This is a genomic window from Flavobacterium sp. ZB4R12 (assembly GCF_048276375.1).
Lineage (GTDB): Bacteria > Bacteroidota > Bacteroidia > Flavobacteriales > Flavobacteriaceae > Flavobacterium > Flavobacterium gawalongense.
Genome location: NZ_JBLNKS010000008.1, coordinates 86,362 through 102,915 on the forward strand (window position 1 = coordinate 86,362; position 16,554 = coordinate 102,915).

Here is a 16,554-nt window from a genome sequence, read left to right on the forward strand (position 1 = left end):
TAATTCTTTTATGTTTATAATTCTGTCCAATTATTTAGGGGACTGAAACAGTTCAATGGTTCCCTTTTTTATGGATTTGTAAATGTAATGAAAAACTAATAACAGACAAAAGATTAGGTTTAGTGTCTAATGTTTGAATAAGAAGATTTCTTTTCGCTTTTTCTGCTATTTGGGCAATTTTAAAGTATTCCTCTTTGCATTTTTCTAAAATTAATTTTTCTAATTCTTCTTTTTTTAGTCTTTTAGGTAATTTATTAATGGTGTCATAGTTAACGGTTGAGGTGTCATGGTTAGGTGTCATGGTAGCAATATTAGATGAGGTGTCCATATTACTATTAGAAGTGTCAAGGTTAGGTGTCAAGGTAGTAGCATTATTAGGAGATGAGGTGTCCACATTAGCACCAGAGGTGTCAAGGTTATCCATCAGACACCGAAATTATAAAAACCGTAACCCATGGGTTTAGATTTGTAGTTTTTTATCAGATTAATTTAGTGGATATTCCGTAGCAAACTGTATAAGTGATTCCGGACTAGGCAACAAACAAGTAATTATCTTAATAAAGACTTTTTCTTCCCATAAATACTGGTAAAACCAGACACTAAAAAAGCCTAACCATAAATGCAAGTCATCCCTCCGTTATGGAAAGCCATCATTCTAGCGAACAGCTGACATATCCGACTATGAAGTCGGGCGGCCTCGCAGAGTTGGTGTTTTGAAACTAATTTTAATTTAATGAGCAATCGTGAGGCGAATTAATTAAACTCATAAAAAGTACCTGAGCCTTTTAATTCTGATATCTTTAAAACATGTATTTTTTGCAATTTTACAGAAATATTTAAATATGGAACTAGATCTTGATGAATTTGTAGCAACAAAAGATGTTGTTTAATTACATTTCTTGCTTAAGCTTTGTAAACCTTGATAACCAAAGGAAACAAACTCATTACATATCCCTTGCTTAGCTAAAGTCTAATATTTTTTAAACATATAAATTGCATTTTTATCTCTTTGCTTTTCACTTATGCGATCCAATAATCCTTCCTCTTGAAACTTATTGATGTAGGTGCGAGATGGCACCGTGTCGTTTTCGGAAAGATATCGACTTATAACAGCATTAGAGAAGCGATGAAATGACTACTATAACTGCGAGGTCAGGAGACCTCGAAGAGCAGGACATCTTTATTTTTTCATTACTTGCCAAATCAATAAACCAATATTTATAACCCCAAGCACAATGTTGATCCAAGTTGTGATTTTATTGTTTCTTTCATTTTTGAGGTTTTTTTTCGCAATTTTTTTATTTAATTTATTGGCTTCTAAATTTGATTTTGTCAATTGAAATTCGAACTCTTCTTTTTTGATGTTTTTTTCAGCATTAAATATTTCTATTTCCTCTATTTTTGAAAAGCCTCCTTTTTCAATAAATTTTTTGGTTACAATATCTACTTGCATTACGTAAGTATCATTGAATTCAGAATAGTCAAGTATAATCTCAGGATGTTTTCCTATTTTTGAGATATAATATAGTATTTCTTGATTGGTCATTTCTGGGAATACATCTCTGATAACTTCTGTAGCTATGGTAAAATTATCATCAATACCTTCTATCAAGCAATATTTAAGAATAGCATCTTTTATTTGACTTTCGCTCCTTTCTAAATGTGGGTAGGAATTAGCCATTGATAATCTTCAGTTTAGCTTCGTCATGTTCTTTGAAAGCATTACTTATTTGTAAATGCAATTCTAATTCTTCCATATTGTCTGCTTTTAATGTTACACTAAAATCTTGTGCTCGTTGTAGCATTTTTATATAAGCTAATGGATCTTGCTGCCTTGTTAATCTTCGTAAAGCGCCTAAATAATCATCACGATATACGGTTGGAATAATTATTCTTGTTTGCTCTGCTTTGACTAATTCTGCATTCATCATTACTCGAGCAATTCTACCATTACCATCTAAAAAAGGATGGACTTCACTAACCATAAACATAATGTATGCCGCTTTGGCAAATGGGTCTGTAAGGGCTTTATAAAAATCAAAGCCTTTGATTAATGTACCTTTGACTAGTTCGTGGTCAACAAAAAATGTTTCTCCAGCACGATTATTTTTATCTTTGAATTCTCCTGGTTTTTTTGATATTCTGGCTGCCAATAGTAATTGGTGTCTGTATTTTAAAATGGAAATGAATTCCTCTGAAGAAGTTGGAGTACTACTCATTTCGGCTCTATTACTCACTAATTTGTATGTACCCAATATGTCGTGTGAATCTTCATCACGATTTATCATCGGAGTATCAGTTTCAATAATGTTTTTGGCCTCATCTATTTCAAATACCGTTCCTTCAATATAATTAGAAAAATAGGACTCAAAAAAAGCGAAATTTTTAAAAGCGGTGTTGCTCGTATTTCTATCTATAACATTCTTGAATTCTCTTTGTTTTAATTCTTGGAATAAAATTTCAAACAAATCTATTCTTGATTGATCATAAGGATTTCCAAACGCTCTTGCAATGGCTCTTGGGGACGATAATATTTTTGATGGTTGTGTTGATAATAATGCGCTAATTAGTTTGTTTAGTTTCTCAAACTCACTTTGCATATCTAATTTATCAGCAATTACTTTTGCCTTATCTCTGATTTGATTTAGTCCGTCTTCTCCTTTAACTTGTACTATTTTTTCTAATTTATTTTCAAGTTCTGAAATTGTAATTGTTTTGGACTCTGAACCTGATTTTCTAGACGACTGTAGATTTTCTAAAAATGCTCTTTCTTGTTGAGAAACATATAGCTCTCCCGAAAATGAATTGTCTCCCTCAATGGGTCCAATGCCTTCCATAAAACGAATTGTAATTCCGGGTAACTCTATTTTTTTAGTATAAGTGTAAGTAACAAATATTTGCCCTGTAGTTGTTGGCTTAAATTCTATTGCAGAACGATGGCTCAATAATGCACTTGGGTATAAATGACCTAAAATCGAAAATATATTCCTCTTGATAATAACGGCATCCGTATCAGTAAAGTTTGAAGTATAGATACGTGGTGCAATTTTTTTAATTTTACCCGCACTTTCAAGCAATGCAATTTGTTTTCTTACTTTCTTAACGCTCGATGAATAAATAACTTCTTGAAGATGTGTTGGTACAAAATTTTCCATTAGTGATGTCTTAATGGAGTAAAATTAGACTTTATTTTCCACTAAGAAGCAATTATTGGGCTAAATTTTCCATTATAAACCAATATAGTGGTTTGATTGGGTGTTTTTTTCTATTAAGATATTTGATTCAACTAATTATCTTCACGAATTCATTTTTGCTGTTCTTCTTCATCTGAAATACTTGTGTAGATGTTGCCAATGTGAGAAGTATTTTGTCAATACCGTATTTATTGTTCCGAAATTAGGATACTTTGGATAGCGGCGGGGTGTAACAAAAACAGTGAAAATTTGTTACAAAATAATTTCAAATCAAATATTGTTTAAGTTTTTTAAGAACCCCCTCTTGGCTTTTTTTATTTTGGCAATCACTTTGTCATCAGTACTTTGCATAGGTTTTTTTGTTTTATTCTGTCGCAAATATACGAGATATTTGCGACAAAATTACTACTGTATATTTTTCAATTGCGCCCTCCACTTGATGTTTGTTATTTTTATAAATATTTGATAATAAATATTTTGCATCGTTAATGTAGTTTTATTTTGTCACAATTAAAGATACTATTTGGGACAAAATTCGTTTTTTATTTGAAAGAATAGTAGCAAAAGTGGAACTAGATTTTTATGAATTTGTAGCAATAAAAGATATTGCTTAATTGATTAATTATTTTTCGTTTACGGGACCTAAAACGTGTCCGAACATTTTCAATACCTGATTTACTTTAGATAAACTTAAGTTGTCCTTACCTTGTTCAATCTTTCGGATAACAGTTAATGCTATACCAGCTCTCATGGCAAATTCTTCTTGTGTAAGCCCTGATTGTTTTCGTCTCTTTTTTACAAAATCTGCTATTAAATTCATTTTATATGCTTTTGGATATAAAATTAGTAAAAACTATCGAGTTACTTACTTAAATAACAATATTAGGGTCTAATGAACTCAAACTTTACTGTTGTCTTTAACGACTGTGAATATTTTAGAGTAGTGTTAACTGAAAAAAAAATGCATTTCAGAAAAAAAACACACCCCTAACCCCTCTCAAGAGGGGAATTCGCCCCCCGTTAACATTTTACCTTTAGTTGTTTATTGAGTAAATAAGTCGAAAAAACTATTTAATTATACCGTTTGTTATTTCAAATTAGTCCAATAAAAATTGGATAAAATGAAATATACAACGGCATTATAGCAAAACCATTGGACTAAAATATAATGAATAATGGTATTATATGCTTTTACATATAAAAAAGAATTAAAACTGCTAATTATATGTAATTGCGTATAAAATCAATGGAGTTTGCTCCGTTTTTGGCGTTTTTCACTCGTTAGATATTACAAAAGCAGCAGTACACAACGTGAATTTTTTGAAAAACATAAAGCAACAGATGTCTGATTGCAAATGATTATAGTAACGGCTATGACCGCCGCTACTATTTATTTAAACTTTACTTATTATGGTTTAAAGTAATACATCAACTTTTACAATTGTGTAAATGCTCTTTGTAATTTTTTGATGACTTGTAATAAACTGAAAAACAGATAATAAACTTGATTGGTTTATTGTGTTATTATAGGTTTATTGTAATGGTGTTTAGTTGTTTATATTGAAATCACACAGCTGTTATTGAAGTTTTCATTCTCATTGTATTTTATATATCCCAATTGATTGGTAATTAATTTTGTTTTTCCAATGCTAAAATCTTCTACATTACAATGATGATGACCATAGATCCAATAATCGATTTCATTATTTTCTATAACTGATGACATTTCTGTTCCAAAAGCTTCATTTATGTCGCTATGGGCATATTTCTCAGGATAATTGATAAAAGTAGGAGGGTGGTGGGTCACAACAATAGTTGGACTATTTGTTTTAGTTTGGAATGTTTCTTCTAAAAACAATCTGCTTTCCAGATGGAGTTGGTTATAATCTTCAACAGTTAGTCTTTTTTCATTTTTTCGAATTACTCTAAAATCAGATAGACTTTGTTCGATTAGAAATTGTTTTTCAGGCGAAATAAGTGACCATAAGGTTGAAAATACTAGTCTTACTCCATTGATGGTTTTTACTGTATTGTTCAGTAAAGTTACATTGTCTCTGATTTTTTCCTCAAAAGCACCACTTCTTTTGGAAATATCCGAATTATAATATTCGTGATTGCCAGGAATCCAATAGGTATGCTCAAAATGACTGGAAACGTAATCAAAGAATTTTTGATGTTGGTGTATTTCTCTAAAAAGTACAATGTCACCCGCCAAAATTAGAATGTCTCCTTTGGGGATAATCGGATTTTCCAAAACCCATTTTCGGTTGTCTAAAAATTCTAAGTGAAGGTCTGAGCAGTATTGGATTTTCATAACTTATTAGAAGAATGTTTGTCTTAATTATTATTTATAATTGAATCTGTTTCCACCATGGTTTTATAAATTCGATTACTTCATTAATACCTCTTTTTTTGATTTCAATATCCATATTGTCTATAGTGTTTTCCCAAATACGGTGTTTGCCATCCACATACAAATAAATAACATTGGGCATATTCCAGTAAAATTTGAATCCTTCAAATTTAAATTCTAACTCTTTTTTTTGGTTTTTGTAATACTGAAATGAAGGATTGAGTTTGTTTTCATCTACATTAAAGCAAAATTCAAATCGATTCGTTACTTTGATATCCACTTTATCAATATAACTTTTGCAAATAAAGCTATTTTCATCTCCTAACTTACATTCATTATCAAAAACAAACTTCTTGTGGATAAACACTTTATTGAATTGCTTTAATCTGTCCTCGGCTTTTTCTTTTTTAGTTTTCAGAATTTCCATTTCGAAACCTTCTTCGATGGTTTCCCTACTCATTTTCTCGAGTTCGGCACCATTTTTTATTTCAAGAATTTCTTCTAATGCTTCTTCAAATATTTGTTCGTCATCATTGATTTTACCCCAAGCATCCCTTGAATTATTATCTTCAATGTCGATTTTGTGTAATAAAACCCCCATTTCCCTATTATTCTTTTCGGAGTATTCGTAAAGATTCATTGATGCTATAAGTAAATAATTTTCGTTGTAATAGCATTTTGAATGAACGTTGGGATGGTGCATTAAGTTTAAATTATCAATAGCCAATAATTTAGCTTTTTCCTTATCAGATAATTTGTTCTCTCTATAGATAATTATGGTTTCTACGCCACGTTTATTAGCATTTAACAGACAGTTATAGATAGTGTCAGACAATTGCATATAAGGCGTTATTATCACCAACTCTCTTTCCGTTTCGTTTATTATTTTTGGGATCCAGTTTATTAAACCTTTGGTATTTAAAAATTTCGGCATGTCAATATTTTATTTATTACTTCCTAAAAAGTATATTGGGTGTAAGGGTAATAGATTCTTTTGTTCATTGTTCATTTTTGTGTAATATTCCTGCTATAAAGAGCGATAGATTTAAAATGGTAAATCATTCCATTCTTCAATATCATTTGAGTTAAATAATCTATTGATTTCCAAAGTTTCATTAGGAACATCTTTATCCCCTTGAAAATCGTCAATTTCTATTCCTTCTTCTAATGTAAAAGCATTATTTAAATCAAGCTGTGAAGCATAGTCAAATTCATAACTATCAAGTATAGTAGAATTGTTAATACTAATTGCAAGATTTATTTTTTTTGCATCTTCTTTTCGTTTAGTAATGACCTCAATTAAATCTTCTTTATTGGTAATTGAATTAAGATTATAAGTTTGCTTGATGTAATGATCTATACTTTTATTCCAAGATTCATCAATATTTTCTTGAATTCGATTGTAGTATTCAAAATTTGAGTTTTTTGCATTTTCAATAATATCCTTATAGGCTGAATGCTTTGAAATTAAATTTGAAAAAATTTCAATATGATAATAATGATCCATGTTTTTTGAAAGAGATAAAATTAGTTCTTCTAATGGAGCTATAAAATTAGTGAGGTTATTATCCGCTAAATGACTTAAAATTTCAATCAAATTATCTCTATCGCCCCAACTTAGATATTCTAAATTGAAAGCGTTTAAACGTTCAATAACAATTCCTTTTATATCGTTCCATTGAAAAAGCCTTAGTAGTATTACTATAAAATTCAAATCATTATTTCCAAAACCAGTCAAATCTGAAGATATATTATTTAAAATATCAAAAAGTTGAGTTATTCTTTTTTTATCAGAAAAATAAATTCTTTTTGCACCTTTAATATGTTTAGTTGTAATTCTTTCTTTAAACTGTTCAAAATAAATTGCAGACTTTAAAATTGTAATATATTCATCTTTATTTCTTGAAAAATAATCATAAAGAAAATCTTCTATTGAAGGATTGAAAAAGCTATACTCAAATGTCGAATCTCCATTTTTATGTGTTCTATTTATAAATCCACCAACTAGTTCTTTAATGACATTTTCATAAGTATTTCCTTCTTTTACGTAGTTATTATGTTGTATTTCATGATCTAATCTTGCATTAAATGATTCTCTTAGTCTGTTTTCAAAAATGACATATCTACCTCCTAAAGAATAAAGAGTAGAAAGTAATAATCTTGCGTTTGAAGAAATTTGATTTACAAAAGGTTTTTCCCAGATTAGAGAAGGGTTATTTAAAAAATTCATTACAACTTCATTATATTCAGCATTTGGTTCTATTCGATCTTTGTCTGTAAAATATTCTATTACACGAGGATTATAAAACTTATGTTTAATTACTTGCCAATAAAATTTATCTTTAAAAAAAGTAGACTTTTGTTCTTCAACTAATTGAGAAAAATAAATATGATTGTATAATATTTTTGCTTTGTCAATATCTCTATAATCTTCAATATTCACCTCGTGATTAGAAATATCAATTTTAGAATCTCCAATTTTTTCTGAAGCCTCCTTTGCCTGATTTAATATTGTGGTTCTACAAGTAAGAATTAATTTTTTCTGCTTATCACTTTTAACTCTTTCAATAAAGTTTACTATTGCCGAATCGGCATTTCTAGAACTCTTTAAATCCAATGTGATAGTGCCTAAAAAATCATCAAAATAAAATACTTGTTTTTTTTCTGGTAAAAATAAATCTTCGGCTTCAGTTATTTCTCTTACATAAATAAGTTCAAAATCTTTGGCAAGCAATTGATAAGTTAGCATATTTGCTAAAGTAGATTTTCCAATTCCTGGAGCACCTGTTATAAGGATAAAATTATTTCTGTTAAGAATATCTACAGCATTCTTATGTGTCTTATTAGGAACAAAAATGCTAATATTTTTTTTAATTTTTTCTTCAAAAAATTCGGATCTTCCTTTTATGCCATTTTTTAGAATTCTTTTTAAAATATTGGTGCTTGAAAGCCAAAGCTTAAAGTGAATTTCTTCAATTTTAGGATTATTTCTAAGAAAACTATTTATATCGTTTTTTCCTAATATATCATCAGTAGAAATTATAAATGGATTAAAAATAGTTTTAATCTCTTCTTTGTCTTTTGGGGATAGCTGCAATGATGTTACAAAAATATACCTCATAGGATTTAAAGAAATTACTTTTTGAAGTTCGTTTGTTTTAAGCTCAGTCTTAAGTTTAGAGATTCCAGAGCCTATAAAATGCTTTATTTGAACAACAATTTCGTTTTCATCATTAACTGTTGAGTATCTCAAGTCTATGCCTTTATCTGGACCGGGTTTAAAAGATTGAAAATTAAAACCTAGTTTTTTTGACAAAATATCCCTTGCCAATTCTTCTAAATCTCTATCGTTTAATGTTGAGAAATCATAATTTACCATCTCGCTATTGAATATTAAATATGATTAATTTAGTGATTTTAAATTCACCCTTTTTTGAGATAAATTATAATTTTTGAATTTATATCTCATAAATGCTGACATCATGTCTTCATGAGTTGAAATGATAATTTGATTTTGGTTGAATTCATTTCTCAATAATTCAATAAATCCAACAACATTTAATTCATCCATGGTCTGAACGGGATCATCTATTAATATGATTTTATTTTGTGAATATTTTTTATGCAATGCAAGAGTAAATGATATTATTAAAGCCGATAATTGACCCGAACTCATTGAGAAGACCGCATCAAAAGTTTTTGTTGGATTAGTTTGAAATCGTATTCCATTTTTATCTGAATAAATAAATAATCCTAAGCCACCTTGAAAATCTTGCATAATCCTTCCAGAATAAATATGAAAAATTATTTCAATATCTTTTATTACCTTTTTTTGATATTTTTTAAGAGAACTTTCGTAAATATCTTTTAGACTTTTTAACTGTTTACTTAAATTTGTGGCATTATTAAATTTCTCTTCTTTAAGTTCTAAATCTTCTTTTTTTGTAATTAAAAATTCATTTTGAAGCAATGAATATTGATACTTTAAATAATCTGTTTTTTTCTTTATATTATCTACATCTAAAAGATTAATATTTTCAAATTTATTATCGAAAAAATCATTAAAATATTCTTTAAAATATACTTCAATATGTTCAGTTGCAACTTCTTTTTTGTCCAATTTTAAATCTGAAACTAATTTCTCAAAATCAATTTCACTATCAATGCTTAGGAGTTCATTTAAATACGGATTGTAATTAAATTTAATTTTGTCAAAGTTTTTTGTAGTACTATTAAAACGAATATCTTCAAAAGTTACCAGCTTATTTATAAATTCTGTATCAACTTTATTTTCCGATAAATCGAGATTAATTGATTCAATAATTTGACCAATTATTTCTTCTTTAAAAGCTTCAAGATTATCATTAAAAAGTTTATTTTTTTCTCCAGTAATCTTTTCTAAATTATCTGATTGCAAAGCTATATTTCCTAACAAATCTTCAATATCATTCCATTTATGACCACATAGAAAACAAGAACCTGAAGTTAATTCTTCATCTTCCTCTTTTAATTTTTCGATATTCTCTTTTAATTTTTCTCTAGATTCATTAATTCTCGAATAGATACTATCTAATTTATCTAATTCGTCAACTTGTTTTTTTAATTCATCTAAATAATCATTAAATTCATCTATCAAATCAGAGTCTAAAAAAGTCATGTCTTCAAAGTCATATTCGAAAAATTCATCTTTCAAATCATCTATTGAAAATTCGCTTAATCTCTCAGAATAATTTAATTTCTTATTATAGTTTGTTTTACTTTGTAGTAATTCTTCTTTTTTATCAATAAAAGAAAAATACCTACAAAAGTCCTTGATTAACTCTTCATTTCGTATTAATGTATCTATTGTTTCATTATGTATAAAATCACTAAAAAGGGGTTTATTATTAACGAAATGATTTAGCCTTATTAATATCCCTTCTTCTTGGAGTAAACTCTTTTGATTATAGGTTTTAAAGTCATAATTCGGCTCATCCCATATAAAGTTTTTTTCAGGAAACAACCTAAAATATTCTGTTTCGATGAACTCTTTGGCGAGTAAATCTTGAATGTCTTTTATTTCCTTTTTTAAATTGTCTAAAACTAACTTTACTTCTGAATTACATAGTCCATCTATTTTTTGCTTTATCTTTTTTATTTTTTCAATTTTATTTTCAAATTCTGAAACATTAAATAAGTGTGAAATATGTAGCTTCCTATTTTTATCTTGATTTTTGAGAAGATATAAACTATCCTCTTGTTCAATATAGTTTAAAAACTGAAAATTTTCTTTATAATTGGCACCTAAAATTTCACTTAAAAACTCTTCTTCATTTAAAATTAAATTCTTTTCAAGAGACTCGAAGTTTTCTTTTTGATATAAATGATATTTTGAAAAATCAATACTATTAGTAAGCTCATCTCTTTTTGCAAATCTTTCCAAATAGTATGTATTTGAACCTTTACTAAACTCTATGCAAATCGAAATATCACCAGTAGCACCTTCATTATAAAAAGGATGTTCCTCGTATGATTCTCTACCATCTACTATAAGCTTATCCAATGCATTGTATCTCCTAATATTTCCAGTAAGCAATAGTTCAATAGCATCGTATATTGTAGTTTTACCAAATCCATTAGGTCCATCAAATACAAGTAAATCTGATGAATCAAAATTAATATTTCTCTTTTTAAAAACTTTAAAATTATTTATTGTGATTCTATTAATTTTCATCTTGATTCAGTACTATTGTTAATTGCTCATAAATTTCATCTTGTGATAAATTCTCAATATCACTTATAGACTCATTAAAAACATTTTCGGATAAAACATCATTTATTGCTTTAAAATCACTACTATTTACCTTAATTGTATTATTATCTGTTAACGCTAATAACCCATTTTCTTGACTAACTTTAATATTAATAAAAGGGATTTTGTGACAAATTCGATATAATAATGATTCAAAATTATTATTATTTATGTTTGTCTTATGTTGCTCAAAAACCTGATTTGATAATGCTTTTTTTTCCAAAAACTGCTTGTAATTTAATCCGCTATCTTGAATTGCTTCTACTAATTTTTGTTTCTCTGAGTCTGTATATATTAGTACTTGTTTTTTAAACAAATATGGATTTTCCTCAATATCGATTATTTCATTTTTATTTATTTCATCAAAATTGGTTTGCTTATACAGAATTAATAAGTTCGCGTTTTTATCAAACCATTCATTGTCAATAAGTTCTTTAGTCTTTGCAAAGTAATTGGACTGATTTTCAATAATTTAGGCTAAATCCTCCACTTCAATAACTATCCAATAACTATGAGTATTCTCATCTTTAAAATAATATACTGTACCGAAATCAATAGTTTGATTTTCTAATCCAATATCACTAAATAATTCATTAATTATTGTTTTCATTTAATTTCGTTTTTGCTTGTTCTAAGTCTATAAGTGTGATTTTTCGCCAATTTGTGATTTTATCATAATTGTCATTTTCGATTTTGAAAATATTTAAGGCTTCTACCTCCAGAGAATCTACTTGACAACCCTCAGTAACTATATAATCACTATTAAAGGGAGTATCAATTAATGTGTCTAATGCAACATTGATAATCTTCTCGCTTATATTCTTCTTACTATTTGTTGTGTTTGATACGTTTATTGTTGAGGGGAAATATCTTTTATTATCTGTACAAATCCAGCCTAATTTATTTATTACATCCTTGTCAGAATCTCTAATTTCTGTAAGTATTAATACTAAGGCACCTTTAAATTCGTCTATAAATAGTGAGTTATCTTTATATTCTTGTAATGTTGAAAATTTAACAATTCTATGAGGCATAATATTTTGCAAAAATTTTTCGAACTCAATTTCATTTAGACCATTAAAATATATCAAATAGTTAGATAATTTTTCTTTGATATCGTTACCTATATCGTCTTCAATTTCTAAACAATATTCCTGAAAATATCGATTTAAATCTATCTTGATTATTTTGTTGAAATATTGCTTATTTACCAAAGTATAGTTTAAATCGGTATTAATTATTTCTTTAAAGCTAATCAGAGAGATGGTATTTATGTAAGCCGCTTTATTTAAGCTAAAACCATTGGGTAGATGATTTTGAGCATGAATATTTACAATATTTTCGGTAATTAAATATTCCAGGTTATTGGCTAATGTTTCTATATAGATATTATTGTTTAAGTGATTTAGATTAAATTTATTAAGACAAGAAACTAAAATTAAATTGATTTTTTCCTGTAAATTCTCGATTCTACAAAAAGATTCTCCATCATATTCATAAATAACAATGCTCGGATGTAATTGTTCAATTTCAGCCTTACTTTTTTCATTATTTGTTGCTAAATGAAAATAAGCATCTTTTTCACAGGGAAAAGTTATTTTTCTGTTTTCAAGTTTCTCAAAAGCTTCCTTGTATCTTAAATAATAATGGCTTTTAACAGCTTTTACTTGATGAAGACTAACTGGTATAACAGCTGCATTTACGTCGTATTTTATTATCGCAAAATCTTCCAAAGAATCAAGTTGTAGAAACAATTCATCAATATTATCATCTTCAAATATTAATTTCAAAACATGATAAAGCGCTATTTTACCTTGATAAATAAAGCCATTCCATGTATCAGCTGCAGAATGAATATCGTTGGGATCTATTAATTGCATTTAAAGAATTGTTTTTATTGAATTAAGTATCAAATTTATTTTTGCCATTTTATAATAATGTTAGATAATATGATCTATCTTCTAATATGTGACTTATTTTGGAATTATCATTATTAATTCATCCACGGAAGGTTTTCAACTTTAGCACTTGTAAAAAGGTTTTCTGAACAACGATTACAATAATTACCTTTAAAATTTAATACCTTTAGTAAAGCCATTTCAATATACCAGATGCAAAGTTCAAGCGCTTCTTGTTTAGACTTGTTTTCAATATTACTTAATTTTATCCTTTTTTCTTCTTGTGAGTGAACTATCGCATTTCTTATTTGAACTACAGCTTCTGGAGCATCAATTAACTTTTCAGACTTTAAAAAGTTTTGTAATGATGTAAATTTTTTAGGGACAGTATAATTAATATCTAATTGAGAAATCAATAATCTTATTTTATTAGCGGCATTAATATTTTCTGAATCTTTACCCAATAAAAGTTTTTTGTTTTCTACTATGTACCAATTATATAATAATTCTAATGCAGTCTGTGCCATTATAATTGAACCCTCAATAAAGCCACTGCTTTTATTACATTCCAGATACCAATGAACTGCTGTGTTTAATACATCTTTATTATTCTTATTTTTCCATTTATCACTAAATACCTGCCAAAGCTCACTCAAACCATCAATAGAATGTGAATTAGTCCAACTTGGTAATGTGTCATAAGTATCAACGTAGTAATTGGAATAATCAACCCAAATAGTATCTTCCTCATGAATCCCGTGTATAAATAATGTTGATGTACGTCTACCATTTAAAAAGCTTAAAAACACATTTAAGCAATGTAAAATCTCCCTTGAGTTTTGAAATGTAAGAGTTCCTTTTTTTACTTTTAATTCTCCTGAATATAAGATAAAATATCCTCCACTTTCATTAAGGGAATTGATAGATTTTTTGTAATCCGCACACTTATCAATAACAATCGAATATTTATCATTATCTAAAATTATTCTGTTTTTATATGTGGTTCTATTTGTTTCTGTTATTCGTTTTACTGGCATTCCTAAGAATTCTCGGAAATTTGGAACACAAAATTTTAATTTATCTACCGCTACAGTTTTATCTCCAATTATAGTTGAATGCTGAAATTCACCTTTAATTTTAATCTCATTATCAATGGAAAATTGAGAGATAAAACCTATTCCTAAATTGTTTCCATTAAAAATAACATCAAAATATTCAATAGTATTTATAATCTTAATTATTGTTTCAGAGCATTCTACTGTTTTACCAGAGAAAACAACACCTTTATGTGGAAGCCAATTATATTCTATCTTCCCATTAATTTTGATTTCTTGTTTATCGTCTTTGATGCTAAATTCTCCTTCAAATATTCTTATTGATTGATTAGCAATTTCCATTTGAATAGGGGATTCCAAAATGTCGTCCGTTCCACTCATTAGTTCTGATATTAAGTCATCCATATATTTAAATATTATTTTTTTGAAATATTTTCATCTAATGTCTTTTGAAATTCTGGAGATCGCTCAATGTCAAGAGATTTTCGGGTCTTGTTTAGTGATTCTAATAGTTCCTCGTTCTTGTTCGTATAACTGACCTTTAATTCATAATATGAGATTGCTGCGTTGACAACTACTTTCGTTACATCAACTTGCTTACTTTGCGAATTACCTGTATGGCAGAAATTCACAAAATGCTCACAGTTAAAGATTGTTGGATTGTAAATTTCATTTGCTTTTTCCTTTGCTCGTTGGAGAATTAAATTACTTTGAAAAGAATTGTTAATATATCTCTCAACTTTATAATTATGTTGGCCGTTCAAAAAATCATTAAATGTTATACATTCCACTCCATTAGTATTATTTTCTATTACCCAAAGTATGTTTCTTCTGTCAAAACCATAAACGATGGCAAAATGTTTGTAAATATTTAATGTATTTTCTATCGGACGGGATAAAATAGAACCTGTAAAACCAATAATATTATTAACAACAAAACTATTGTTAGCTAATTCCGGTAATTCGTTCAATTTGTAACTCTTATCTTTTCTTATAATTTTTGTCATATCATTCTTTAGTGAGGCTTGTTAATTTTTTAAAATACAATTACTAAGCATTTTATTTACAGATTGCATATCTAGAAAAACCGATTTTGCTTTCATCAGAATATCATTTATTATTTTCTGAGAAAATCCTATTTGTTTCGAGAGTTCAATACAAACAATATAATCTATTAAAAATGAAATGTAAAGCAATTCAAATTCCGTAAAATAATCTGTTTGATTTTTATTACCGTGAACAAAAAAATCTCTACTTCTAATAATTTTTTTAATGTAATTATCTAAATCTGCATCTTCAATATTCATAATATTCAGCAATATTCCTTTATGCTCCAAAAAATAGCGCTCTAAAGTTGGTTTTGAATATTTAATGCCAAACCTTTTATTGTATGCTTCCAAAGTAGCCAACGAGTTAGTAAATCTTCTACTATGACTTACTTTTTTTGAGAGTAAATTTTCAATAATGATATCAGCACAAAATCGAATATCTTCATTTGTAAACCATATATTTAGAATTTTATCTAGGTCATCTTTGACATCTTCATAAGCCAATGAAGTAAAGCTCATAGTATCATCATGAGTTAAAGAATCATTAAAATATAATGAAAACCAATTCCCACAACTTAAACATTTTATCAGAATAGATTTAAAGTGACTCGATTTACCATAATAAAAGAGTAAAAATTTTTGAAAAGTTCGGTATAATTCAATGCATTCTAAAATTGTAAGCTTACTTTCCGAAACAAATGATATAAAACCAAGGTTTATAAAATTAAATGAACTAAGGTCTGATGCGTAGTTTGTTGTTTTAATAATCTCAACTTGGATTGACTTTTCAACTATTTTAATTTTATGATTTACATCATCAGCTTTTTCAATGTTATTATCATCGTAATTAAACAAATGAAAACTCCTAATCCAATTGTTGAGAGCATCATTGTCTATTTTAAATTCTTTGATTCTTAAAGTAAGAGGATTTATAATATGATTAGATGATGCAAATGTATATTCCGGATTATATTTTCGATGAAAAATTAAACCTGATGAACTTGACTTAATTGAGTTGTTTATAAATGTCATAAACCCCAAGCCGTTAAAAGCACCATATAAAAGGTCTCTTTTATACTCTGAATTTTTACTTGCTAAATTAGTCTCTAGATATACTTCTCCATCAATAAATTCTAAAACGCAAAAGTGTTTAGTATTTTCATTTTCAGGTAACCATATTTCACCATAATATTTTGATTTATCAAACATATTTA

General features: G+C 27.8%; 14 protein-coding genes and 1 pseudogene. 1 reads left to right on the plus strand and 14 read right to left on the minus strand.

The features are described 5' to 3' along the window. Positions 1-52: 52 nt before the first annotated feature. The 4 genes from ACNO7W_RS07530 to ACNO7W_RS07545 all read right to left on the minus strand — a co-directional run bounded on the left by ACNO7W_RS07530 (position 53) and on the right by ACNO7W_RS07545 (position 4,014). The gene (locus ACNO7W_RS07530; protein WP_417937630.1) at positions 53-424 is read right to left on the minus strand and encodes a hypothetical protein; all 372 of its coding nucleotides are present in this window, start codon (positions 422-424) and stop codon (positions 53-55) included. A 756-nt stretch (positions 425-1,180) separates the two neighbouring features. After that, positions 1,181-1,681, minus strand: a complete 501-nt coding sequence (locus ACNO7W_RS07535) for a hypothetical protein (protein ID WP_417937631.1) — start codon at positions 1,679-1,681, stop codon at positions 1,181-1,183. Then, complete coding sequence (locus ACNO7W_RS07540; protein WP_417937632.1) at positions 1,674-3,155, minus strand: Fic family protein; 1,482 nt, start codon at positions 3,153-3,155, stop codon at positions 1,674-1,676. The genes ACNO7W_RS07535 and ACNO7W_RS07540 overlap by 8 nt, the downstream gene beginning before the upstream one ends. A gap of 661 nt (positions 3,156-3,816) precedes the next feature. Next, positions 3,817-4,014, minus strand: coding sequence for a type II toxin-antitoxin system Y4mF family antitoxin (locus ACNO7W_RS07545; protein WP_417937633.1), 198 nt, complete (start codon positions 4,012-4,014; stop codon positions 3,817-3,819). A gap of 416 nt (positions 4,015-4,430) precedes the next feature. Between ACNO7W_RS07545 and ACNO7W_RS07550 the strand changes: the two are divergent. Further along, positions 4,431-4,547: pseudogene (locus ACNO7W_RS07550) on the plus strand (IS982 family transposase); the annotation flags it as partial. Between the two features lie 202 nt (positions 4,548-4,749). On the opposite strand, the gene ACNO7W_RS07555 reads toward ACNO7W_RS07550, so the two are convergent. From ACNO7W_RS07555 to ACNO7W_RS07600, 10 genes are all read right to left on the minus strand, one after another. Then, on the minus strand, positions 4,750-5,508 hold the full coding sequence (locus ACNO7W_RS07555; RefSeq protein ID WP_417937634.1) for a metallophosphoesterase: 759 nt from the start codon (positions 5,506-5,508) through the stop codon (positions 4,750-4,752). Between the two features lie 34 nt (positions 5,509-5,542). Further along, positions 5,543-6,481 (minus strand): phospholipase D family protein, encoded by a 939-nt coding sequence (locus ACNO7W_RS07560; protein WP_417937635.1) that lies wholly within the window; start codon positions 6,479-6,481, stop codon positions 5,543-5,545. Between the two features lie 111 nt (positions 6,482-6,592). Beyond that, positions 6,593-8,926, minus strand: a complete 2,334-nt coding sequence (locus ACNO7W_RS07565; RefSeq protein WP_417937636.1) for a restriction endonuclease — start codon at positions 8,924-8,926, stop codon at positions 6,593-6,595. 24 nt (positions 8,927-8,950) lie between these two features. After that, complete coding sequence (locus ACNO7W_RS07570) at positions 8,951-11,260, minus strand: AAA family ATPase (protein ID WP_417937637.1); 2,310 nt, start codon at positions 11,258-11,260, stop codon at positions 8,951-8,953. Then, entirely contained in the window at positions 11,250-11,810 is a 561-nt protein-coding gene (locus ACNO7W_RS07575; RefSeq protein WP_417937692.1) for an ABC-three component system middle component 1, read from the minus strand. The genes ACNO7W_RS07570 and ACNO7W_RS07575 overlap by 11 nt, the downstream gene beginning before the upstream one ends. Then, the gene (locus ACNO7W_RS07580) at positions 11,811-11,948 is read right to left on the minus strand and encodes a hypothetical protein (protein WP_417937638.1); all 138 of its coding nucleotides are present in this window, start codon (positions 11,946-11,948) and stop codon (positions 11,811-11,813) included. Next, positions 11,932-13,218 carry an ABC-three component system protein gene (locus ACNO7W_RS07585; RefSeq protein ID WP_417937639.1) on the minus strand — a complete coding sequence of 429 codons (1,287 nt, stop codon included), beginning with the start codon at positions 13,216-13,218 and terminating at the stop codon, positions 11,932-11,934. The genes ACNO7W_RS07580 and ACNO7W_RS07585 overlap by 17 nt, the downstream gene beginning before the upstream one ends. Before the next feature lie 113 nt (positions 13,219-13,331). Beyond that, on the minus strand, positions 13,332-14,696 hold the full coding sequence (locus ACNO7W_RS07590) for a hypothetical protein (RefSeq protein WP_417937640.1): 1,365 nt from the start codon (positions 14,694-14,696) through the stop codon (positions 13,332-13,334). A gap of 11 nt (positions 14,697-14,707) precedes the next feature. After that, a complete protein-coding gene (locus ACNO7W_RS07595; protein ID WP_417937641.1) occupies positions 14,708-15,298 on the minus strand; it encodes a YiiX/YebB-like N1pC/P60 family cysteine hydrolase in 591 nt (196 codons plus the stop codon). 21 nt (positions 15,299-15,319) lie between these two features. Beyond that, complete coding sequence (locus ACNO7W_RS07600; protein WP_417937642.1) at positions 15,320-16,549, minus strand: hypothetical protein; 1,230 nt, start codon at positions 16,547-16,549, stop codon at positions 15,320-15,322. Positions 16,550-16,554: the final 5 nt, after the last annotated feature.